The organism is Mycobacterium sp. 852013-50091_SCH5140682, from assembly GCF_001665685.1.
In the GTDB taxonomy this organism is placed as follows: domain Bacteria; phylum Actinomycetota; class Actinomycetes; order Mycobacteriales; family Mycobacteriaceae; genus Mycobacterium.
On sequence record NZ_LZTB01000128.1, the window covers coordinates 51777 to 71485 of the forward strand.

20 protein-coding genes are annotated in these 19709 nt (G+C 64.5%); 5 read left to right on the plus strand and 15 right to left on the minus strand.

What is annotated here, in order from left to right; genetic code table 11:
• Window positions 1-54: 54 nt before the first annotated feature.
• The 8 genes from A5784_RS34135 to A5784_RS39510 form a co-directional block, all read right to left on the minus strand.
• On the minus strand, window positions 55-1449 hold the full coding sequence (locus A5784_RS34135; RefSeq protein WP_064949293.1) for a wax ester/triacylglycerol synthase family O-acyltransferase: 1395 nt from the start codon (window positions 1447-1449) through the stop codon (window positions 55-57).
• Window positions 1450-1461: 12 nt separating this feature from the next.
• Window positions 1462-2598, minus strand: coding sequence for an alpha/beta hydrolase family protein (locus A5784_RS34140; protein ID WP_064949294.1), 1137 nt, complete (start codon window positions 2596-2598; stop codon window positions 1462-1464).
• 142 nt (window positions 2599-2740) lie between these two features.
• Window positions 2741-2989 (minus strand): acyl carrier protein, encoded by a 249-nt coding sequence (locus tag A5784_RS34145; protein ID WP_064949295.1) that lies wholly within the window; start codon window positions 2987-2989, stop codon window positions 2741-2743.
• Between the two features lie 7 nt (window positions 2990-2996).
• The gene (locus A5784_RS34150) at window positions 2997-4133 is read right to left on the minus strand and encodes a dihydrolipoamide acetyltransferase family protein (protein ID WP_064949342.1); all 1137 of its coding nucleotides are present in this window, start codon (window positions 4131-4133) and stop codon (window positions 2997-2999) included.
• The gene (locus tag A5784_RS34155) at window positions 4133-5107 is read right to left on the minus strand and encodes an alpha-ketoacid dehydrogenase subunit beta (protein WP_064949296.1); all 975 of its coding nucleotides are present in this window, start codon (window positions 5105-5107) and stop codon (window positions 4133-4135) included. Before A5784_RS34155 ends, A5784_RS34150 begins: the two co-directional genes overlap by 1 nt.
• Window positions 5104-6075: a pyruvate dehydrogenase (acetyl-transferring) E1 component subunit alpha gene (gene pdhA / locus A5784_RS34160; RefSeq protein ID WP_064949297.1), complete on the minus strand. Its 972-nt coding sequence runs from the start codon at window positions 6073-6075 to the stop codon at window positions 5104-5106. The genes A5784_RS34155 and pdhA overlap by 4 nt, the downstream gene beginning before the upstream one ends.
• Window positions 6072-7865 carry an acetate--CoA ligase gene (gene acsA / locus A5784_RS34165; RefSeq protein WP_064949298.1) on the minus strand — a complete coding sequence of 598 codons (1794 nt, stop codon included), beginning with the start codon at window positions 7863-7865 and terminating at the stop codon, window positions 6072-6074. Before acsA ends, pdhA begins: the two co-directional genes overlap by 4 nt.
• A complete protein-coding gene (locus tag A5784_RS39510) occupies window positions 7862-8122 on the minus strand; it encodes a hypothetical protein (RefSeq protein ID WP_064949343.1) in 261 nt (86 codons plus the stop codon). The genes acsA and A5784_RS39510 overlap by 4 nt, the downstream gene beginning before the upstream one ends.
• Before the next feature lie 182 nt (window positions 8123-8304).
• On the opposite strand from A5784_RS39510, the gene A5784_RS34175 reads away from it, so the two are divergent.
• The gene (locus A5784_RS34175) at window positions 8305-8721 is read left to right on the plus strand and encodes a PNPOx family protein (RefSeq protein WP_064949299.1); all 417 of its coding nucleotides are present in this window, start codon (window positions 8305-8307) and stop codon (window positions 8719-8721) included.
• Window positions 8722-8731: 10 nt separating this feature from the next.
• The gene (locus tag A5784_RS34180) at window positions 8732-9835 is read left to right on the plus strand and encodes an Rv2629 family ribosome hibernation factor (protein ID WP_064949300.1); all 1104 of its coding nucleotides are present in this window, start codon (window positions 8732-8734) and stop codon (window positions 9833-9835) included.
• Here the strand turns inward: A5784_RS34180 and A5784_RS34185 are convergent.
• Both A5784_RS34185 and A5784_RS34190 read right to left on the minus strand, forming a co-directional pair.
• Window positions 9815-12199 (minus strand): heavy metal translocating P-type ATPase, encoded by a 2385-nt coding sequence (locus A5784_RS34185; protein WP_197514977.1) that lies wholly within the window; start codon window positions 12197-12199, stop codon window positions 9815-9817. The genes A5784_RS34180 and A5784_RS34185 overlap by 21 nt on opposite strands.
• A gap of 10 nt (window positions 12200-12209) precedes the next feature.
• Window positions 12210-12449, minus strand: coding sequence for an SHOCT domain-containing protein (locus A5784_RS34190; RefSeq protein ID WP_502687562.1), 240 nt, complete (start codon window positions 12447-12449; stop codon window positions 12210-12212).
• A gap of 337 nt (window positions 12450-12786) precedes the next feature.
• Here A5784_RS34190 and A5784_RS34195 point away from each other — a divergent pair, with 337 nt between their 5' ends.
• From A5784_RS34195 to A5784_RS34205, 3 genes are all read left to right on the plus strand, one after another.
• Complete coding sequence (locus A5784_RS34195; protein WP_064949302.1) at window positions 12787-13050, plus strand: Rv2628 protein family; 264 nt, start codon at window positions 12787-12789, stop codon at window positions 13048-13050.
• A gap of 19 nt (window positions 13051-13069) precedes the next feature.
• Window positions 13070-14341 (plus strand): wax ester/triacylglycerol synthase domain-containing protein, encoded by a 1272-nt coding sequence (locus tag A5784_RS34200; RefSeq protein ID WP_064949303.1) that lies wholly within the window; start codon window positions 13070-13072, stop codon window positions 14339-14341.
• Between the two features lie 76 nt (window positions 14342-14417).
• Complete coding sequence (locus A5784_RS34205) at window positions 14418-15125, plus strand: hypothetical protein (RefSeq protein ID WP_232006359.1); 708 nt, start codon at window positions 14418-14420, stop codon at window positions 15123-15125.
• On the opposite strand, the gene A5784_RS34210 is transcribed toward A5784_RS34205, so the two are convergent.
• Genes A5784_RS34210 through A5784_RS34230 form a run of 5 tightly spaced genes read right to left on the minus strand, consistent with a single transcriptional unit; the run spans window position 15109 to window position 19541 of the window.
• On the minus strand, window positions 15109-15570 hold the full coding sequence (locus A5784_RS34210) for a hydrogenase maturation protease (RefSeq protein ID WP_064949305.1): 462 nt from the start codon (window positions 15568-15570) through the stop codon (window positions 15109-15111). The two genes, A5784_RS34205 and A5784_RS34210, sit on opposite strands and share 17 nt — an antisense overlap.
• Window positions 15567-16859, minus strand: a complete 1293-nt coding sequence (locus tag A5784_RS34215) for a Ni/Fe hydrogenase subunit alpha (RefSeq protein WP_064949306.1) — start codon at window positions 16857-16859, stop codon at window positions 15567-15569. Before A5784_RS34215 ends, A5784_RS34210 begins: the two co-directional genes overlap by 4 nt.
• Window positions 16856-17614, minus strand: coding sequence for an NADH-quinone oxidoreductase subunit B family protein (locus A5784_RS34220; RefSeq protein WP_064949307.1), 759 nt, complete (start codon window positions 17612-17614; stop codon window positions 16856-16858). The genes A5784_RS34215 and A5784_RS34220 overlap by 4 nt, the downstream gene beginning before the upstream one ends.
• Window positions 17615-18451 carry an FAD/NAD(P)-binding protein gene (locus A5784_RS34225; protein WP_232006360.1) on the minus strand — a complete coding sequence of 279 codons (837 nt, stop codon included), beginning with the start codon at window positions 18449-18451 and terminating at the stop codon, window positions 17615-17617. It abuts the gene before it with no gap.
• Entirely contained in the window at window positions 18444-19541 is a 1098-nt protein-coding gene (locus tag A5784_RS34230; RefSeq protein ID WP_064949309.1) for a 4Fe-4S dicluster domain-containing protein, read from the minus strand. Before A5784_RS34230 ends, A5784_RS34225 begins: the two co-directional genes overlap by 8 nt.
• Window positions 19542-19709 lie beyond the last annotated feature (168 nt).

Sequence of the window (19709 nt, forward strand, 5' to 3'; positions counted from 1 at the left end):
GGCATGTACCGGATCGATACGGGATTTGGTCACCGGTCGTGCGGACAAGAGGCCTCACGTCACGCCGACGGCCGTCTCAAGTTCGGCGAGTGCCTGCTCGGTCAGGGGCCCCAGTTCGGTGATATCGGGCATGACGTCGCCACCGGCGACGTAGCCGAACCCGACGCGATCGGCGTACGAGCAGGTCGTGACATTGAGCGCTTGTCCGTCATACACGGCAGAGATCGGATAAATCTCCTCGACATGTGCACCGTTCCAATACATTTCGTCTCGCGGACCTGGAACGTGCGAGATCGGCAGGTTGTAACCTGCTCGGAGTCTCGGCGCGAACGGCAGCATCGGCAGCAGCACCGTCGGAGCGATGCTCGCCGCCAGTAGTAGCAAGGACGCTGCCGCACCGCGCGCAGCCACTTCGTGCTTGCCCTCGGACATGGACCGATGGATGCGATCCAGTCGCTCTGCGGGGTCGACCAGATCCGTACCCAGCGGGCAAAGCCACGCGCCGAACATGTTGCCCGGCTGGTCGGCTCGTCGGTGATCGTGAGGATGCACCGCGATCGGACAGATGGCGACCAACGACCGGTGGGGCAACTCGTCGTGATCTGTCAGCCATCGGCGAAGAGCACCGGCGATCACCGCGGTGATGACGTCGTTGGCCGTCGTCTCTGTTTCTCGTCGGACTGCCTGAAAACGACTGCTGGGCAGGGTGGCGGCACTGACCACACGTTCGCGTCCGAGGCGGCCGTTGAAGCGAACATAGGGCGCGGCCAAAGGCTGCAACGCGGTATCCCCGGTCACGCTTGCCGCAATCCTCGCTACTTCGCCGGTGACCACCTGCGCCGCCAACGCGGCGGCTGATGACCCGGCTTTGGTCACGGCGCCGAGCAACGCCAGGGGATTGGGTAACCGAAATCCGCGGTGTACCGCGGGGGTTCGGGTCTTTGGCTCGGCGTAGAATCCACGCGACGAACGGCATCGCGGATCAGGACTCAGCACATCGGCGAGCGTCTGCAAACCGGTCACACCGTCCATCACGGTGTGATGCATCTTGATGTAGAAGGCGAAGCGGCCGTCGTCAAGGCCGTCGATGAGATAGGACATCCACATCGGTCGTGATCTGGCGAGAGGCTCTGCGTGCAATGCGCTGATCAACTTCCACAGGCTCTCACCTGGTGTCAGCGTGACTCTTTGGCAGTGCCTGCCGACATCGACGACGTCGAGCTCCCGCCACACCCAGACGCCCGCTGTGTCAATGCCGCGGTGGGGATATCTGCGCAGCCGTGGATCCCCGACTACTCGACCGATGACACTGTCCGCATATACCTGATCGAGATAATCCGGCGTCGACCCGGGTGGCGGCGACAGTACCAGTACCGCACCGATGTTCAGCGGGTTGGAAATCACGTCTGCGGTGATCATTGCCGCGTCCAACGGGCCCATCCAGTTCACCGTGCGCCTCGCTCAGGCCGACCGGTGTGACTCGGGCTCGGTGAACGGCCCATTGACGAGCCCCGATTGCAGCAGCGCAGAGTCGACAAACTGCTGCACGGGCCGCGACTCGAAGAACCCCGTGTGACCACCGCGGTACCAGACAATCTGTGGCTTACCCCAGTGTTCCCACAATCGAAGGACCTGCTCGCGCGGATGAACGAGCTGATCAGCGATGCCGGCATAGATGAAGCGACCAGAGATCGGTACACGCGGCCGCAGGGCCAGTGGTGACAACATGTGTCCGATGGGCGCGGCCAATGACACGATCCGGCGACGCGGATCTTCGCGACTCAGGTCGGCGTGCCGACCGAGCAGCACAACCAAATCGGCCACCGGTACCCCGAGGATCGCGCATGTCAGGCCGTCTTCCAGACTGGCGACCAGCGATGAGACATATCCGCCGAGAGAGATGCTGTACAAGCCGATCGACGAGTTGGGTTGCTGCATCCGGATCCAGGTCAGCAGCCGCCTGATGTCCCAAACCGCCTGAGCTGTCGCGTGGACATTGTCCATCACGTCCTCGCCCGGAAATACGGCCCCTTTGGGTAGCCCGCGTGACCGTGGACCATGCATGGGCAGGACCGGCAGGATCACGTTCAAGCCGAGATCGTCATGTAGGTGCCAGGCCCGAAACAGCGCGAGATCGAGTGCGGCGCGGCCCATCTCCGCGCCGTGTACGCATACCAGCCAGGGCCGGTCATCAGCGTGCCGCAGTAGCAAGGCGAATTCGCGGTTGTTGGCGGTATAGCTCATCCATCGAGTCCTGCCGGGTTCACCCACGCGAGGCCTGTAGCCGCTGTCAAAGGCGATACGTTCATAGCGTCGACCCGTCGCGCGCACCGACCGGATTGTGACCTCTGTCAACGCGGGGGGTTTTGCGAAGAACCGCGACGGTTCGGCCAACCAACCTCTGCGGGCGTAGAGACCAAGCGCCGCAGTGACTTCAGCCTCGATGCGGTCGAATTCACGCAGGTCGCCCACCGGCCGTCTTGCCCGCAATCCCAGTAACACGATCTCATCGCGAAGTGCGTGTGCGGCCAGTGCGATCGTCGGCCGCGCGACGGGCAGGTCGCGCGAACCACGGTCGAGGTATTCGCGCCAGGCCATCACGTAGTAGTCGATCGTTTGGACGATCGGGTGTATCGCCGAGCTGACCGCACCCCGTCCGAACGCGTGAATGCGCGAAAGGCCGGTACGAGATGCACTCGTACTGTCACGGATTGCCGGGCTCTCCGCTGAGGTCGGAAGGTTAGACTGCGTGGGTCTCGACATAACGAACCACATCCGAGAGCGTCCGCAAGCCCGCGTAGTCCTTTTCGGGTATCGCAACGTGGAGCCGTCGATGTATGCCGACCAGGAAATTGAGCCAGTCCATCGAATCCAGGTCCACCTGGTTGCGCAACAGGACGTCGTCGGACAACTCGACCGGATCCACCTCGGGGGCGATGGTCGTCAAAACCGACAGCACTTCTTCACGGATGCGTTGAGCGGTCATCATTTTCGTGTCATTTCTCGAGTTCGTCAGGCAGCTGCAATTGCTCACTGATTGCGGCGAGGAACAGCGCGCCGCGGTGGCCGTCGCTGGCACGATGATCGGCGGAAAGGGTTGCGTTCACCGTGGTCATGACTCGGATCCCACCGTCGACGACGCGAACCCTCTGAGCCGGCCGCCCGAACCCCACCAACGCAACCTGTGGCGGATAGATCACGCCGAAAACAGAATCGACTCCCTGATCGCCGAGGTTTGTCACCGTGATCGTCGGGTCTGACACCTCAGAGCTGCGGAGACTGCCAGCACGAGCTCGGGCCACGAGATCGGTCAGGTTGCGCATCAACTCATCGATCTTCTTGTCCGCAACATCATGTATTGCCGGCGCCACCAATCCGCCGCCGCGGAGGGAGATCGCGATACCGACGTGGCTTCCTGAACCTGCCTGGAACTCATCGTTGTGCCAGAACCCGTTGAATTCGCTGTACCGTCGCGCAGCCAGGCCAACCGATTTCACGAGCAGCACGGCGGGCAACACGCGCTCGGCGATCGGCCGCCGACTGTTGTAGTCGGCGAGCCACGTCAGCGCCGTCTCCATCGGAATTTCTTCTGACAGGTAATAGTGCGGGATCTCGTGCTTGGAGCGGCTCATCGCGGCAGCGATCGATCTGCGCATCTGCGCTGCGCGATCGGTGGTGGCGGTGTGTGACGGAGTCTTCGTAGCCTCTGCTGCCGCGTGCTCGACGTCGGCAATGGTGACGGCTCCCTGCGGTCCAGTCCCGGTGACGCCGCCGAGGCCGACGCCCAATGATGCGGCAACGCGCCGTGCGGCCGGCGAAATCCACCGGCGCCGTGCCGGCTGTGGGGTCGCAGTGGTTTCGGCAGACACTGCAGGCAGCTCGGTCGGGGCGGACTCGCCTGCTGCCAGCAGTGTGGCCAAAGGCGTACCGGCCTGGATGGTTTCGCCGACGGGAACCAGCAGCTCGTGCACGGTCCCGCTCTGCCAACACTCCACCTCCACAGCTGCCTTGGTGGTTTCCACCACCGCCACGACTTGGCCTCGGGCAATGGCATCACCGGGCTTCACGAGCCATTCGGTCAGCGTTCCTTCGTCCATGTCCGACCCGAGCGCGGGCATCTTGAACTCGATCATCATGGCTTCCCGAGAGTGCGCTTCACCGCGTCGACAATCGCATCAACCTGGGGGAGGGCAGCCTCCTCAAGGTGCCTGGCATATGGAATCGGTACCTCTGCAGTGCATACCCGGGCGATGGGTGCATCCAGGTCGTAGAATGCGTTCTCGACCAGCCGCGCGCTGATCTCCGCGGCCAGGCTGCCTGTGCGCCAGGCTTCGTCGACGATGACGGCCCGATGCGTCTTGCGCACGGACTCGGTGATAGTCGCGTCATCCAACGGGCGCAGCACGCGAAGATCTATTATCTCGCAAGCGATTCCGTCAATCGCAAGTCTATTCGCCGCGTCGATGGCTTTCGGCACGCACCCGCCGTAGGCGATCACGGTGATGTCGGATCCCGGTCGCCGTACCGCGGCTCGGGAGATGTCGGCCGGGGTGAGTGCATCGACGTCGGTCGTCGCGTTGTACAGCTGCACGTGTTCGAAGATCACTACCGGATCGGGGTCTGCGAGAGCCGTCCGCAGCATCCCGTAGGCGTCCTCGACGGTGGCCGGGGCAAGCACCTTGATGCCAGGGATGTGGGCATACCAGCATTCCAGACTGTGGGAATGCTGCGCGGCGAGTTGTCTACCTGCCCCGGTCGCCATCCTCACCACGAGCGGTACCGAGAACTGCCCGCCGGACATATGTCTCAGTGCCGCAGCGGTATTGACGATCTGGTCGAGTGCCAACAGACTGAAGTTCACGGTCATGACTTCGACGATCGGGCGTAATCCGCCCAACGCCGCACCGATGCCGACCCCGACGAAACCCAGCTCGGACAACGGGGTATCGCGGATCCGGTCGGGGCCGAACTCATCGAGTAGCCCTTTGGACACCGCGTACGTTCCGCCGTATCGGCCGATGTCTTCGCCCATCAGGACGACCCGGGAATCGTTTCGCAGTGCGTCGCGCAATGCGTCGTGCGCGGCGGTTCGATAGCTGACCTTCATGCGACACTCTCCGAAGTGAGAACGTCACGTCCCAACTGCTCGACGGGCTCGAAGGTCCCGGCCTCGGCGAACGCGACAGCTTCGGCCACCTCGCGGTCGGCGGCCGATTCGATACCAGCTATTTCGTCGGTGGTGAGCACACCGTCGCGCAGGCACTGCGTGCGGAACAGCTCGATCGGATCTCGTTCGCGCCACTGGGCGACTTCGGTCTTGTCGCGATAGAGTTCCGGATCGAACATCGAATGGGCGCGGAAGCGGTAGGTACGGAACTCGAGGAAGAACGGTCCGCTCTTTGTCCGGATGTGCGCGACAGCCTGTTCGGTTGCGTGCAGGCAGGCCAACACGTCCATCCCGTCAACGGCGAGCGTGGGCACCCGGTAGGACGCTGCTTTGGCCGTCAGGTCGGTCTGGGACTGTGCCCGGTCCAGTCTGGTGCCCATCGCGTAGAGGTTGTTCTCGCAGCAGAACAACACGGGAAGCTGCCACAGGGCGGCCATGTTCAGTGACTCGTGGAATGCCCCCTCGGCGACGGCTCCATCGCCGAAATAGCAGGCGGTGACGCGGTTGCGGCCGAGAGTCTTGTCGGCGAGGGCCAGTCCCACTGCGATCGGCAGACCGCCCGCCACGATGGCGTTGCCACCGTAGAAACGGGTGGCGGCGTCGAACAGATGCATCGATCCGCCTCTGCCGCCAGAACATCCTTCCTGCTTACCGAACATCTCGGCCATGATGGAGTTCATCGCGACACCCCAAAGCAATGCATGTGCGTGCTCGCGGTACGTCGCGACGACGGCATCCCCTGTGGTCAGTGCCCGCAGCGATCCGGCAGCGATCGCCTCCTCGCCGACGTACAGGTGCAGGAACCCGCGAATCTTGGCTTCCCCATACAGTTCCGCGCACTTCTCTTCCATCCGGCGTACGCGGATCATGTCCGACAACAGCGTGCGGGCGAGTTCTTCTCCGCTCATGGGGCCGACTCCTGTAGGTCGGCACCGGTTTCTACGGTCGACACGTCGCCCTGCGGTAAGCCAAGCTCCCGGGCCTTGAGCAGGCGCCGCATGACCTTGCCGCTTCTGGTGTGGGGCAACGTATCGACGAACTGAATTTCCTTCGGCGCCACTGCGGCACCAAGCCGCTTGCGGGCGTGGCCGAGGATCTCCAGCTCCAGGTCATCGGTTGCGGCGAACCCGTCTTTGAGGGTCACAAACGCCTTGACCAGTTCGCCCACGGTCGGATCGGGCTTGCCGATCACTCCGGCTTCGGCGACCGCGGGATGTTCCGTCAGCGCGTTCTCCACCTCGAATGGCCCGATCAGGTGGCCGGCCGATTTGATGACGTCGTCGGTGCGTGCGACGAACCAGAAGTAGCCGTCGGAATCCCGCTTGACGAGATCGCCCGTCAGATAGAGGTCATCGCGGAAGCACTTCCGATAGCGGTCGTCTTCGTGCAAGTACCCGCGGAACATCGATGGCCACCCTGGTTTGAGGGCCAGCTCACCTTCGACATCGGGCTTGTCGATGACGGTCACGTGGCCGTCTGTCTCGGTGTGCACCACGTATGCGGCCACGCCGGGCAACGGCCGTCCCATCGAGCCCGGCTTGATGTCGAACGCCGGTGTGTTGGCGATCATGATGCCGCCGGTCTCGGTCTGCCACCAGTTGTCATGTATCGGGAGCCCGAGTACGCGCTCGCCCCACAACACCGCCTCGGGGTTGAGGGGTTCTCCGACGCTGGCGATGAATCGCAATCGCGGATACCGGAAACTGTGTGCGACTTCAGGGCCGGCCTTTATCAGCATGCGAATGGCCGTCGGCGCGGTGTACCACACGCTGACGTCCAGCGATTGCAGGATCCGATACCACCGTTCGGCGTCGAAGTCGCCCTCGTCCACGACCGATGTGATTCCGTGCAGGAGTGGCGCGATGACGCCGTAGGACGTTCCGGTGACCCAACCCGGGTCCGCCGTGCACCAGTAGACGTCGTCGGGATGCAAATCCAGTGCGTACAGCCCGGTGGCGTAGTGCATCGCCACCGCGCCGTGAACATGGATGGCGCCTTTGGGCGTGCCCGTCGTGCCGCTGGTGAAATGCAGCAGCGCCTCGTCGTCGGCGGTCGTGGGGTGGACCGGAGCATCCTGCTCCGCTGCCGCCATCCAGTGCCAGAAGTTCAGTGTCCCTGGCAGCTCGCCGCGTTCGCCGCCGTCGTCGACCACCAGTACGTGCTCAACAGACCTAAGCCGTGCGCGGATCGGGGCGATCTTGCGTCGGTAAATGCTCTTCGTTGTGACCAGTACGACGGGCTCACCGATCGCAACCCGGGTGGCGATGGGCTCTGGCCCGAATGCCGAAAAGAGCGGCGACACGACACTTCCGTTACGCAGTGCCCCGAGAATCGCGATATAGAGCTCGGGGATGCGGCCCATGATTGTGAATACGCGATCGCCATTTTCGACGCCCAGTGACCGAAGAACGTTGGTGAAACGGCCGGTAAGCCGGCTGAGCTCGGCGTAGGTCAGGTCGCGCGTCGCGACGGCGCCGTCCCACCCTGCGGCGGTAACAAAGCGTAACGCGGTGGCGTTCGCGCTCGGCCCACCCAAGTGACGGTCCACTGCGGCATACCCGATGTTGCACAGGCCTTTACCCATGCCCTCACATAAGTTCGGCACGTCGGCCCAATCGAACGACGCGCAAGTCTCGTCGTAGTCGCTCAGGTTCGGCCGAACCGCCATCGCGGCAGGTGCTTTGTGGATGACGGTCACGACTGATCCTTCGGCAATCCCAAGAGGCCACTGCGCAGCGCACGGCCCAGGTTCGCCATCACCCGTTCGGTCAACCGGTCGAAGGCGGAGCCGTCGTCGATGATCTGATCGAGGCCGTGGTGGTGCAGATACGCACTGATTCGTCGGTCCATCGGCCAGCCGGCGTAGATCTGCTGGGTGAATTCCGACCGCAGAAAACCCCAGGCAACGGCTTCCATCTGCGGTCCGGTCAACTTGGAGCACTCGGCTGTGGTCATCACGATTCCCTTCTCGGGAGCACCTACCGACCACATCGTGTCCGTACCGCCGTCGTGGCAATAGAGACCAAAGTCCCCGCGAAAGCCCCGAACTCCGGCGATGCCGTCCGAGTGCCCTAAGTCCTCTGCTCTGGATCCGGACGGCCCTGTCGCACGGCCGGCCCGGGAGCGAGCATCGTGGAATGTCTACCGACATGCAGGCACCGTTCCGAGATGCGGTGCGTCGCTTCAACAAGTACGTACTCAATCCCGCGATGCTGCATCTGGCCGGCCGAAAACACTGGTATGCATCGGTGATCAGACACACCGGTCGTGTCTCGGGCAGGCAGTACGCCACACCCGTGGTCGCCGAAAAAGCGGTCGACGGGTACATCATCCCGCTGCCGTACGGCACCAGGGTCGACTGGTTGCGCAATGTGCTCGCAGCGGGTCGGGCGACGATCACGTCCGACGGTCAGACGCGCGAGGTTACCGACCCGAGCATTGTCGACCTGGCACAGGTAGCGCCACAGCTGTCACGGCGACGGCGCCGTACGTTCGAGCGACTTGGCGTCGCCAAGGCCGTAAAAGTCAAGACCCCACAAAAGATTTCGAGCTAGGACACAAGAGATGAACACTGAAGATTTCCGTCGCCTCGTCGACATTCCGGGGCCGTTCGTGTCCGCTTATCTCGACGATTCGCGGTCTGATGCAGCGAAGCGGCCGAACGTGGAATGGCGCAGTCTCAGCAGCAAACTGGAGCACATGGGAGCCGACCCTTCGGCGCTCGATCACATGGAGCAGGCCATATTGCACAGCCGGCCGGCGGTCGGTAGGCAGGGCCGGGCTGTTGTGGTGACGCGTGAACGGATACTGATCAACGAACATGTGTCCCGTCCGCCGGTGGCGCCGGTGCTCCGCGTATCGGACTACCCGTTCCTGGTGCCGTTGGTGGAGTTTGGCTACGCGCACCCACCGTATGTGTTTGTCGCCGTCGACCGTTCGGGTGCCGAGATCACCGTGCACAGTGACGGTGACCTGCGCACAGAGGTCGTTGAAGGCGAAGGCTATCCGCTACACAAGGCGGCAACTTCAGGATTCAGCGGATACGTGGACTTCCGGTCGACGACAGACGAGGCCATTCGCGTGAATGTGCGCGCGGTGGCCGAACGGATCACCGAGATCGTCGATCAGATGAGTCCGGACGTCGTGCTCATCAGCGGTGAGGTTCGCTCCCGAAACGATGTCATTTCCGAACTGCCACCCCGTGTCGCGCAAAAGGTTTCGCAGCTGCACGCGGGATCTCGTGGACAGCGAGCCAATGAAACCGAACTCGGTGAGCTAGTCAAGGGCGTTCTGCAGCGCCTGGGATGTGTCGAGATCGCCGAGACCGTCCGGAAGTACCTCGCTGAGATGGAATCGAAGTCGGGGATGGCGGTGGAGGGAATCTCGGCTGTGTGCACCGCCTTGCGCGCGCGCAATGTAGCGGCATTGATCATCGGACTGATAGGCGACGCCACGGTGGTCACCGGAGCTGATCGCGCGGTGGTGGCTCCCGACGCGGACACGCTGTCATTGATGGGGGAGCCCGTCAGCCGTGTCGCCCGGGCCGACGAGGCGTTGCCGTTCGCCGCGATTGCCGTCGGCGCGTCCCTTGTGGCGGTGGACGATTCATTGGCGCTGACCGATGGAATCGGTGCGCTGCTGCGTTTCTCAACGGGCGATGGGGTGTGATTCGTCGCCGGCATTCAGATCGCTTTCGGGCGCAGCCTCGGCCAGCGTGAAGTAGTTTTCTTCTTCCTGAACGAAGTGCAGGCGAAGCAGCGCGTAGAGGCCGTAGAGGCACGCCAGCAGGTCGTCGATCTGATCAGGTTGGATTGCCCCGGCTGCTTCGGCAAGCCCCGCGTGTGCGCCGATCCGATCCGCGAGCCGCTGAATCTCGGCGTGGGTGCGGCTCATGGTGGCGGTGGCCTCACCCCCTCCGAGGGGGCGCGCCAGCGCGGGGTACAACAGGGTTTCCTCCGCCTGTTCGTGGGGCAGAATTCGATCGACGAGCAGACGGTGCGCAGTGAGCAGTGATTGGAGCGCCGTGGCGTCGGGTGCGGCGGCCAGCAGGTCGGCGCTGTCCCGCAGGACCCCGAGCGTGTCCCGCAACTCGTCGTGTTCGGCGGAGAAGCGGCGCAGCATTTTCTCGGTATCGGCGGGCACCTCGACGTCGGTGGTATTCCCACGCAAGGCGCGCAGCGCATTGAGAATCACGGCGACATCGATACCTTCTTGCAGTAGCGCACCAGCCGCGGGCGGTAACCAGCCCACCGCGGCAACCACCATCGCCAGCAGCGACAAGCTCATGCCCGCGACGGCGCTTTGTACGGCGATGTGCCGCGACCAGCGGGCGATATCCATGGCGTCGGCGAGCCGGTCGAGGCGGTCGGTGGTCAATACGATATCGGCGGCTTCGGAGGACGCGGTGGCGCCGCGTGCCCCCATCGCCACGCCGACGGTCGCGGCTGCCAGTGCAGGCGCGTCGTTGATTCCGTCACCAACCATCACCGTCACCGCACGTTCGCGTTCGCAACGCACGGCAGCGACCTTGTCGGCGGGAGTCTGCTCGGCGTACACCTCGTCCAGTCCCAACACGGTGGCGACTTCGCGCGCTGGTTCGGCGCGGTCACCGGTCAACATGACCAGGCGGTTCATGCCCGCGTCGCGCAGCCGCCGCATGGTGCGGGGCGCATGGCGACGCAACGGATCCCGCAGCAGCACGGCACCGCTTGGCGTGTCGTCGAGGCATACCCACGCGACGGCTGCGCCGTCGAGGCGCGCCCGGTTGATGACGGCGCGAGCCCAGTCACCAGACACTGCGCCGACAGGTATTTTCCCGACGAAAATCCGCCGGCCCTCGATCGTGGCGGTGACCCCTCGGCCGGACTCTTCTACGACGTCCTCGGGCAGCGACAGATGAATTCCGCGGGTCAGGGCCTCGGTGACTATCGCCTCAGCCAGCACGTGAGGGGAGTACTGATCCACGGACGCGGCCAACCGCAACAATTCGGTCGTGGTATGGCCCGGCGCGCCGACGACGTCAATGACCGCCGGACGTCCCATCGTCAATGTCCCGGTCTTGTCCATCACCAAAGTCGTTGCCTGTCCCAGATTCTCCAACGCGCCGCCGCCCCGCACGATCACGCCGGCCCGGGATGCCCGTGACAAGCCCGACACGATCGCCACCGGCGCCGCCAACAACAGCGGACACGGGGTCGCCACCACCAACACCGCCACCGCCCGCACCGGCGAGCCGCTGGCCAGCCACGCAATGCCCGCGAGTAACAACGCCAGAGGCAGGAACCACGCCGCGTACCTGTCGGCCAAACGCACCAGCGGAGCACTCTCCGCGCCGGCCTGCTGTGCCAGCCGCACAATCCCGGCATAGGTGCTGTCCTCGGCTGTGGCAGTGGCACGCAATTCGAATGCGCCGCCGGCGTTGACCACACCGCTGCGGACCGGGTCGCCGACACCGCGTTCCACCTGAACCGATTCGCCCGTCAGTGCCGACTCGTCAAGAACCGCAACCACGTCGGCCACTCGACCGTCGACCGGGACCACTTCGCCTGACCCCACGACCAGCAGGTCATCGACGACCACTTCGGCCAGCGGGATCGTCTCGACCGTCGTGCCGGCCCGGCGCCGGGCAAATTTTGGTGCCCGCTCCATCAACGCCCGCAGATCGTGAGATGCCCGCCGCGCTGCCGCGGAGTCGAGGGCACGTCCACCGGCCAGCATCACCGCGACCAGGGCGCCGGCCAGATACTCACCCACCAGCAGCGTGCCGACCAACGACAGCACGGCTATCACGTCCACGCCGAATTGGCCCCGACGCAGCCCCGCGACCACCCACGCCACCGCGGGCACCACTGCCAGTACTGTGCCGGCAATCCAGAAGCTGTCGGCCAGTTGTCGGGATGCGGTCAGCCACGCTATTCCGCCACCACCCAGGGCAACCACGGTCGTAACAGCGAGGGCGGGTTCGATCAGTGGGCGGATCCGACTGAGCTGCAGGGCAACCCAGGATTCGCGGGAGTTCAGATGCGAGCGCATGGCCGTCGTGTCAGCGGTGCTCGCGCAACAGCGTCATGCGGCGGCGAAACTCGTCCTCGTCGATCTCGCCACGCGCGAACCGTTCGGTCAACAGGTCATCGGCCCGCCGCCATACGGCCGCGCCGCCGCGGTGCCGGCTCTCGGGCACCAAGGCGCGGGCCGTCACCTCGACGGCGGCGATCAAACCGCTCGCGAACAGCAACATGAACAAGGTCATCACGATCCAGCCCCAGCCTCCGCCGTACCACATCATGTTCGTCGACCTTTCTTCGAGCGGATTCCCGTGTTCTAGATACTGCGGTGACAATGCGTGCAACCGGGCCGACAAGGTAGGGCCGAAAGACCCCTTTCAGGTCACCCTGGGAACGCGGGTCACCTGCAGGTGAACGACGCGCCGCGAGGGTGGGATCGCGCGCCGAAGGTCACGGCCGCGCAGGGCCGTAGGTCCCGACGACCGACGGCAGAACGACGGGCTGATGGCGTCTCGGGCTTGGGACTCAAGTTGTTGCAGCATCGTGGCTTTCGACTCTGGGGCCCGGCCGGCGGCAGCGGTGTGATGAATAGGCAGGATCTGACGAGGAGTAGTGATGAAAACTCTGGATTACCTGATGTGGCATCACCACAAGTCAGCACCCGTCGCTTGGTATCTGCTGACCGATCGCCTCCATGAGGGCCGCAAAGTACAGGTGCGTGCCGATCAACTTCCTCGTACCGTTGCAGCGTGGCTTGCTGAACTCGGAGCGCACAGCCCCCTGGTCGACGAGCTCGCCAAAGCCGTGTGCGCCGACGACTGGCCGGCAGCGCATGCAGTTGCCGACCGGCTGTCCATTGACGTCGCGGTCGCGGCGTGATCGCGCGGTGCGTTAGACGATGTGCGAATACCTCAGCGGCGCTGATGCATTCATGTGGTCGCTCGGCAAGGATCCGGTATTGCGTTCGACGATTGTCACGCTCATCGAGTTAGAGCGGGCCCCCGACTGGCAACTGGTTGCCGATCGTTTCGACCAGATCAGTCGAGCCGTTCCCCGCTTCCGGCAACGGGTCGTGCGGTCGATTCCGCTGTTGCCGCCGCGCTGGGAGCTTGATCCTGACTTTGACATCGGGTTCCATCTGCACCGATCGGCCGGATCGGGGCTTCGGCAGTCGGATCTGCTCGCTCTCGCCGCCGCCGCACTCATGGCCGGCTATGACCACCGCCGACCTCTTTGGGAGGCAACGTTTGTCGACGGATTGCCCGACGGAGGTGGCGCGCTGCTGTGCAAATTCGATCATGCGCTGACCGACGGTATCGGTGCAGTACAGATCGCGACAATCCTGTACGACAACCTGGGAATGCCCCCGGAAGGTGGGCGGCGACCGTCGCGGTCACTCGGCCTGGCACCGCGTGCGATGACGGCCCTGCGGCACCCTGTCGACGCCGCGCTGGCGGCCATTCCGACTGCGCTGTCGATCTACCGGGCCGTGCGTCCGATCGCTGGTCCTCGATCGCCCATCATGCGCGACCGCACCCCGACTCGGCATCTCGACATCCTGGAGGTAAGCAAGCCCGCCCTGCAGTGTGCCGGGCGAGCAGCCGGGGGTTCGCTGAACGACGCCTTCATCGCGGCGGTGGCCGGCGGGCTTCGCCGCTATCACGAGTGCCACGATGTCGCAGTCGACGAACTGGTGCTGTCGATGCCGATCAGCATCCGGCGCCAGGACGACGTCGCCGGAGGTAATCGGGCGACCCTTATGCGCCTGGCGGTCCCGGTCGGCATCACGGATCCCGCGCGCAGGATCTGCGAGGTACACGAACGGACCAGCAAGGCAAGAGCCGAGCGGTCGCTTGCCTACACTCAGCTCATCGCGTCAGGTCTCAACGCCATGCCGCGCCGCTACGTCCGCTCCGAGCTGCGTCGGGTCGACTTCGTCGCCAGTGACGTCCCTGGCTTCCCCCTCCCGCTGCGTCTGGGCGGCGCCCCGGTGCGCATGCAGTACGCATTTTCCCCAACTTTGGGCGCGAGTATCAACACCACCATGCTCACGTATGTCGATACGTGTGCGATCGGAATCAACGTGGATACCGGTGCGATTCCGGACCCCGATGTGTTGCATGGCTGTCTCGCTGCAGGATTCGACGAGACGATATCGATCGTGGCCTGACCGGTTGACTTGAGGACGCCGACACCGAGGACCTTCGACCCTTCTCCATCTATGTCGGTGCTCCTAGCCTCTGGATATGGGAAAGCAACGCCCTTGCCTCGCAGGACTGATGGCCGTAGTCGGCGTAGTGGTGATCTATCGAGGCGCGTTTCGCCCCTGGATGTACACCTGGGGCGCAGGCAAAGAGGAAGTGGCCGCCGAGCTTCCCGGCGACGAGCTGGTAGAGGCCGACGCCCCGCGGACAACCCGGGCCGTGACGATCGATGCCCCGGTGCGGACGATATGGTCGTGGTTGGTTCAGATCGGTGAAGGCCGAGGCGGCTTCTACAGTTACGCATTTCTGGAGCGGGCGGTGGGGGCGCGCATTCACAACGCGCACCGGATCCATCCCGAGTGGCAGGACCTCCATGTCGGCGACACCATCTGGCTGGCGCGGCGCTACGGCGGCGACGCTCGTCAGGTGGTGGCGCGGATCGAGCCGGAATCCGACCTGGTATTGATGTCGCCTGCTGATTTCGAACGGGTCCAGCAGGGGGAGAAGGCTTCTGGTGTGTGGAGTTTCCATGTGCGGCGCCGCAACGGGTGGGCCCGCCTCATCGTGCGTGGTAGCGGCGGCTTTGTTGGACGCCCCTGGTTCGACATCGCCCACTTCATCATGGAGCATGCGATGATGCGCGGTCTGCGTAAGCGAGCTGAACGCACGGCGCGCGCAGAGTACGAGCACTACGGCGAGCTTCGCTCGGCGCAATCAGACGGCATGGCCACCGTCACGCCGATTCCGTAGGAGGAAGCTCGGCCTCGACTGCCTCGACCACACGAAGCACCGCGGCGGCCACCACTGGTGTCAATGTGTCGCCATGGCCGACGTCCGCGACGTCCACGGTGAAGACCACCAACCTGCTCGGTAGTCGCCCGAGTGCCTCGCCGAGCGAGTACGTCTGCGCCAGACCCAACATGTGCGAGCTCACCACTCGGGGGCCGCCGCCGTCTGCCGGTGTCCAGCGCCGGACCCTGCCGGGTGTGCCGGGCTGGCTGACGGCAGCGTCCACAACGATTGCGAGGTCGGCACCGGTCCAGGCATCGAGGATGGAGCCCGGGTCGCCGATATCGGTCATCACCTGCACCCCCGGAATGTGCCGTCGGGCGACCGCGGCGGCCACTGCGAGCCCGACTCCGTCGTCGCACCGAAAAGCGTTCCCGATCCCGATGACCAAGACACCGCCACTCATGTGCGATCCACGGTCAATGTCAGAAAGTGTGCCGAACACGAGATGCACGGGTCGTGGTTGCGAATCGCCTTCTCGCACAATGAGGTCAACGAGGCATCGTCGAGAGTCAGATTGGCCGCGACCAGCTCGGCCATCTCGTGTTCGATCGCTGCCTGGTTCTGCGCGGTCGGCGGCACGATCGTCGCGGATCGGATCAAACCGTCCGCTCCGATGGCGTAACGGTGATAGAGCAACCCGCGCGGCGCCTCGCTCACCCCATGCCCAACACCGGCGCGAGCCGCGACCGTGACGAAGGGCCGCCGCGGGCGCCGATAGTCGTCGATGATGCGCAGCGCTTCATCGATGGCATAGATGACCTCGACCAGTCGGACAATGATGCTGCGGAAGGGATTTCGACACTGTGCCGACAGCCCGGCGGCGGCTGCTGCCTCCCGGGCGACCGGTGACAGCGCGCCATGGTTGAGCGAGTAACGGGCCAACGGCCCGGTCAGGTAGCGGGTGCCGTCGAGAGTGGAATGTAACGCCGTCGAACGTCGGACCTGGGTCTCGATCACGTGATCGGTGAACGTGGCGAGCGGGAATGCCGGCCCTGCGCTGCGTGCGATCGCGCCGTTCTCTATCGGATAGCGACCGGGTTGCGTGAGCGCCAGGAACTCGTGATCGAATTCGCTATCCGGATAGTCGAATTCAGCCACGTCGTGCAAGGTTGACAGAGCGTCGTCGAGCGCGCGACGCAACTGTTCGGCCACGGGCTTGAGGTCGTCGGGTGCGGGCACCGAGTAGAACCCGCCGAGTCGGACATTGATCGGATGGATGGCGCGCCCGCCGATCTCCTCCATCAACCGATTGCCTGCCTTCTTCAGGGCCAGGCCACGTTCGATCAGATCCGGCCGGTCCCTGGCGAGGCTGATGCCGTCGGGGTATCCCAGGAAATCTGGCATGTGCAACAGAAATATGTGCAGGGCGTGGCTGTGAATCCACTCTCCGCAGTAGAGGAGGCGGCGCAGTTCGATCAGCTCAGTATCGATTGACACCCCGCAGGCGTCTTCGATGGCGTTACATGCGCTCACCTGGTAGGCAACCGGGCAGATACCGCAGATACGCGCTGTCAGATCCGGGGGCTCGGTATAGGCGCGGTCCCGCAGAAATGCCTCGAAAAACCGTGGCGGCTCATAGATGTTGAGTTCGACGCTTTCGACGGCACCGTCGCGGAGCATTACATGCAGGGCGCCCTCGCCCTCGACCCTGGTCAGCGCACCGACCGAAATGGTCCGCACCTCGGGCTTCATCGATCGTTCCGCTCGGCTGAGAAACGGGTCACATTGAACGTCGAAAACACCCTGTCGACCTCATCCGTCGACAGACCGTCGCGGCGCAACAAAGGGACCAGTGCCGCGGTATTGGGTGTGGCCGCAGGCCCGAAGCAGCCGTAGCAGCCGCGATGAAACGTCGGGCACAATGCCCCGCAACCGGCGTGGGTGACGGGACCCAGGCATGGGATGCCCTCGGCCACAACGACACACGTAACCCCGCGCAGTTTGCACTCGGTACACACCGTTTTTGCGGGCACGTGCGGCTGGCGTCCGATCAACAGCGCGGCAAGCGTATCGAGCAACTGGCCCCGGTCGATCGGGCAGCCTTGCAGCTGGTAGTCGACCTTGATGTGATCGGCCGCAGCCGTCGACGTGGCCAGGGTACCGATGTAGTCGGGATGGGCATAGACAACCGAAGCGAACTCGGCGACGTCGGCGAAATTCCGCAGCGCCTGGATGCCGCCGGTCGTGGCGCAGGCGCCGATCGTCACCACGATCTTCGACTGCTCGCGGATTTCGGTGATCCGCCGTTCATCTGCTGCAGTGGTGATGGAACCCTCGACCAGTGACACGTCATAGGGGCCGCCCATCACCGCGCTGGACGCTTCCAGGAAGGTGGCGATCTGAACCTGCCCCGCGAGGGCGAGCAATTCGTCTTCACAGTCGAGCAGGGTGAGCTGACAGCCGTCGCACGAGGCGAACTTCCATACGGCCAGGGTGGGCGTGCTCATCTACAGCTCCTTCACCGAGAGCAGGGGTTCGGCGACGTCGTAACCAACGACGGGCCCGTCCCGGCACAACAGCAGCGGGCCCAGCTGACAGTGGCCACACCAGCCGATGCCGCATTGCATATTGCGTTCCAGAGACACCCGGATATCGCTGGCCGCCACGCCCTTTCGCATGAGCTCCTGGGCGGCGCTGCGCATCATCGGTTCGGGTCCGCACAGCAAGGCGGTCGTCTCCTCAGGCCGCAGTGACAGTCGCCGCAGCGGTTCGGTGACCAAGCCGACCTCACCCGGCCACCCCTGAACCGGAACGTCGACGGTCAGGTGCACGTCGATGGTGTCGTCATGCGTCCATTGGCGCAGCTCCGCGTCAAAGAGGAAGTCGTCACGGGATCGGGCGCCGGCGATCACGGTGATGCACCCGTACGCGCTGCGGTCGGCGAGCGCGCCGAGCACGACCGGACGAAGCGGGGCAAGCCCGACGCCGCCGGCGACGATGACCAGGTCACGGCCGACGGCCGCGGTCAACCCCCAGTTGGTGCCGAACGGGCCTCGCATGCCGATCACCGTTCCTGGCCTGGAATCGTGCAATGCGCGGCTCACCGCGCCGACGGAGCGGACGGTGTGGGAGATGGTCGGATCTGACCGGGTGGGGACGCCGCTGACCGAGATGGCGATCTCGCCGATCCCGAACGCGTACATCATCATGAACTCACCGGGCTGCGGAGAATTCAGGGCGTTGCGGACGGGCCGCAGATGCAGCGTCGAGGAGTCGCGGTTTTCGCTGACGAGTCGCTGCACCCGGTAGGGCACCGGTGCCATTGCCGATGACGCATCAGTCATCGCGTCGCTCATCGAGATTCGCGAGGGTAGCCATCTCCGCGGTGATGTCGATTCCGGTGGGACACCACGCGATACACCGCCCGCAGCCGACACATCCGCTCGTGCCGAATTGGTCGTGCCAAGTACCGAGCTTGTGGGTGAGCCAATGCCGGTACCGGGCCGGTCCGGACTCCCGGACAGCGCCCCCGTGCACGTACGTGAACTCGAGCTCGAAGCACGACGACCAGTGCATCCACCGCTCGGCGTGCTCGCCGGTGAGATCCGTGACGTCTTCGACAGTCGTGCAGAAGCAGGTGGGGCAGACCATCGTGCAATTGCCACACGTCAGGCATCGACTGGCGACCTCGTCCCAGTGCTCCGACTCCCGCGATCGGATGAGCAGCTCGCGCAGGTCGACGTCGGGCATTCGGCGTCCCATGTGTTGCCCTGCTCGGGCGACTTCGTGTCTGGCTGAATCAATTTCGTCTTGTTGGGCATCGCGGTGATCCAGCGCAGCCAAAACTTCGGCGCCATCGTCACTGCCGACGTCGACGACGTAATGTAGTGTGCCGTCGTCGGATAGTTCGGTGAGTGCCAGGTCATAGCCCGGCCCCGCCTGCGGTCCTGTGCCCATCGATGCGCAGAAACACAACCCGCCGGGTTCCGTACAGTTGACCGCGACCACGAAGTTACGACGGCGTCGTCTCGCGAAGCCCTGGTCGGGATGTTCGCTCTCCCCGAGGACGGTGTTCAGCCGCGCGATCGCCGCCAGATCGCAGGCCCGCACACCGACAAAGGCGTACCGGATCAGTTCCTCCGGCGTCGAGTCATCCGATGACCACAACCGCTGCCGTGGCGGGTGCAGGTACTGTTTCCACGATTGCGGGCCGGCAGAATGGCCGAACAGCGCGTCGTCGTCGCGTCGGCGCAGCCGATAGTGCCCCGGACCCACGTCGACACCCCAGCCACTGGGCAGGTCGTCGGCCGACGACACCTCGGCGAGCACGATCGCGTTGTCCGATCGGGTGGGCCCCACCACCCGATAGCCGCGGTCGATCAGCGCGCACACCAGCTGATGTATCCCGGCGGAGTCGATAACCGCACTGCTCATGGACTCCGATCGTTCTCCGAGATGCGTCAACATGCACCGTCCATCTGCCCTCTGGGTGAGGGCCAAAGGTCCTCCCGCTCGGAGGAGCGCCGCGCTGGGGTCTTTGTGCCCTATGTCCCGTGCGGGGGGCCGTCGAGACTATGGCCATGGACATGGATCGGCCCACAG

Bases quoted from the DNA above. Each gene is read 5' to 3' on its own strand.
- A5784_RS34200 (WP_064949303.1), top strand. From the start codon at position 13,070: ATGTGCGAATACCTCAGCGGCGCTGATGCATTCATGTGGTCGCTCGGC.
- A5784_RS34220 (WP_064949307.1), bottom strand. From the start codon at position 17,614: ATGAGCACGCCCACCCTGGCCGTATGGAAGTTCGCCTCGTGCGACGGC.
- A5784_RS34230 (WP_064949309.1), bottom strand. From the start codon at position 19,541: ATGAGCAGTGCGGTTATCGACTCCGCCGGGATACATCAGCTGGTGTGC.
- pdhA (WP_064949297.1), bottom strand. From the start codon at position 6,075: ATGAGCGGAGAAGAACTCGCCCGCACGCTGTTGTCGGACATGATCCGC.
- A5784_RS34155 (WP_064949296.1), bottom strand. From the start codon at position 5,107: ATGAAGGTCAGCTATCGAACCGCCGCGCACGACGCATTGCGCGACGCA.
- A5784_RS34185 (WP_197514977.1), bottom strand. From the start codon at position 12,199: ATGCGCTCGCATCTGAACTCCCGCGAATCCTGGGTTGCCCTGCAGCTC.
- A5784_RS34150 (WP_064949342.1), bottom strand. From the start codon at position 4,133: ATGATCGAGTTCAAGATGCCCGCGCTCGGGTCGGACATGGACGAAGGA.
- A5784_RS34180 (WP_064949300.1), top strand. From the start codon at position 8,732: ATGAACACTGAAGATTTCCGTCGCCTCGTCGACATTCCGGGGCCGTTC.
- A5784_RS34205 (WP_232006359.1), top strand. From the start codon at position 14,418: ATGGGAAAGCAACGCCCTTGCCTCGCAGGACTGATGGCCGTAGTCGGC.
- A5784_RS34210 (WP_064949305.1), bottom strand. From the start codon at position 15,570: ATGAGTGGCGGTGTCTTGGTCATCGGGATCGGGAACGCTTTTCGGTGC.
- A5784_RS34225 (WP_232006360.1), bottom strand. From the start codon at position 18,451: ATGACTGATGCGTCATCGGCAATGGCACCGGTGCCCTACCGGGTGCAG.
- A5784_RS34145 (WP_064949295.1), bottom strand. From the start codon at position 2,989: ATGATGACCGCTCAACGCATCCGTGAAGAAGTGCTGTCGGTTTTGACG.
- A5784_RS34140 (WP_064949294.1), bottom strand. From the start codon at position 2,598: ATGGCCTGGCGCGAATACCTCGACCGTGGTTCGCGCGACCTGCCCGTC.
- A5784_RS34215 (WP_064949306.1), bottom strand. From the start codon at position 16,859: ATGAAGCCCGAGGTGCGGACCATTTCGGTCGGTGCGCTGACCAGGGTC.
- A5784_RS39510 (WP_064949343.1), bottom strand. From the start codon at position 8,122: ATGACCACAGCCGAGTGCTCCAAGTTGACCGGACCGCAGATGGAAGCC.
- A5784_RS34175 (WP_064949299.1), top strand. From the start codon at position 8,305: ATGTCTACCGACATGCAGGCACCGTTCCGAGATGCGGTGCGTCGCTTC.
- A5784_RS34195 (WP_064949302.1), top strand. From the start codon at position 12,787: ATGAAAACTCTGGATTACCTGATGTGGCATCACCACAAGTCAGCACCC.
- A5784_RS34190 (WP_502687562.1), bottom strand. From the start codon at position 12,449: ATGTGGTACGGCGGAGGCTGGGGCTGGATCGTGATGACCTTGTTCATG.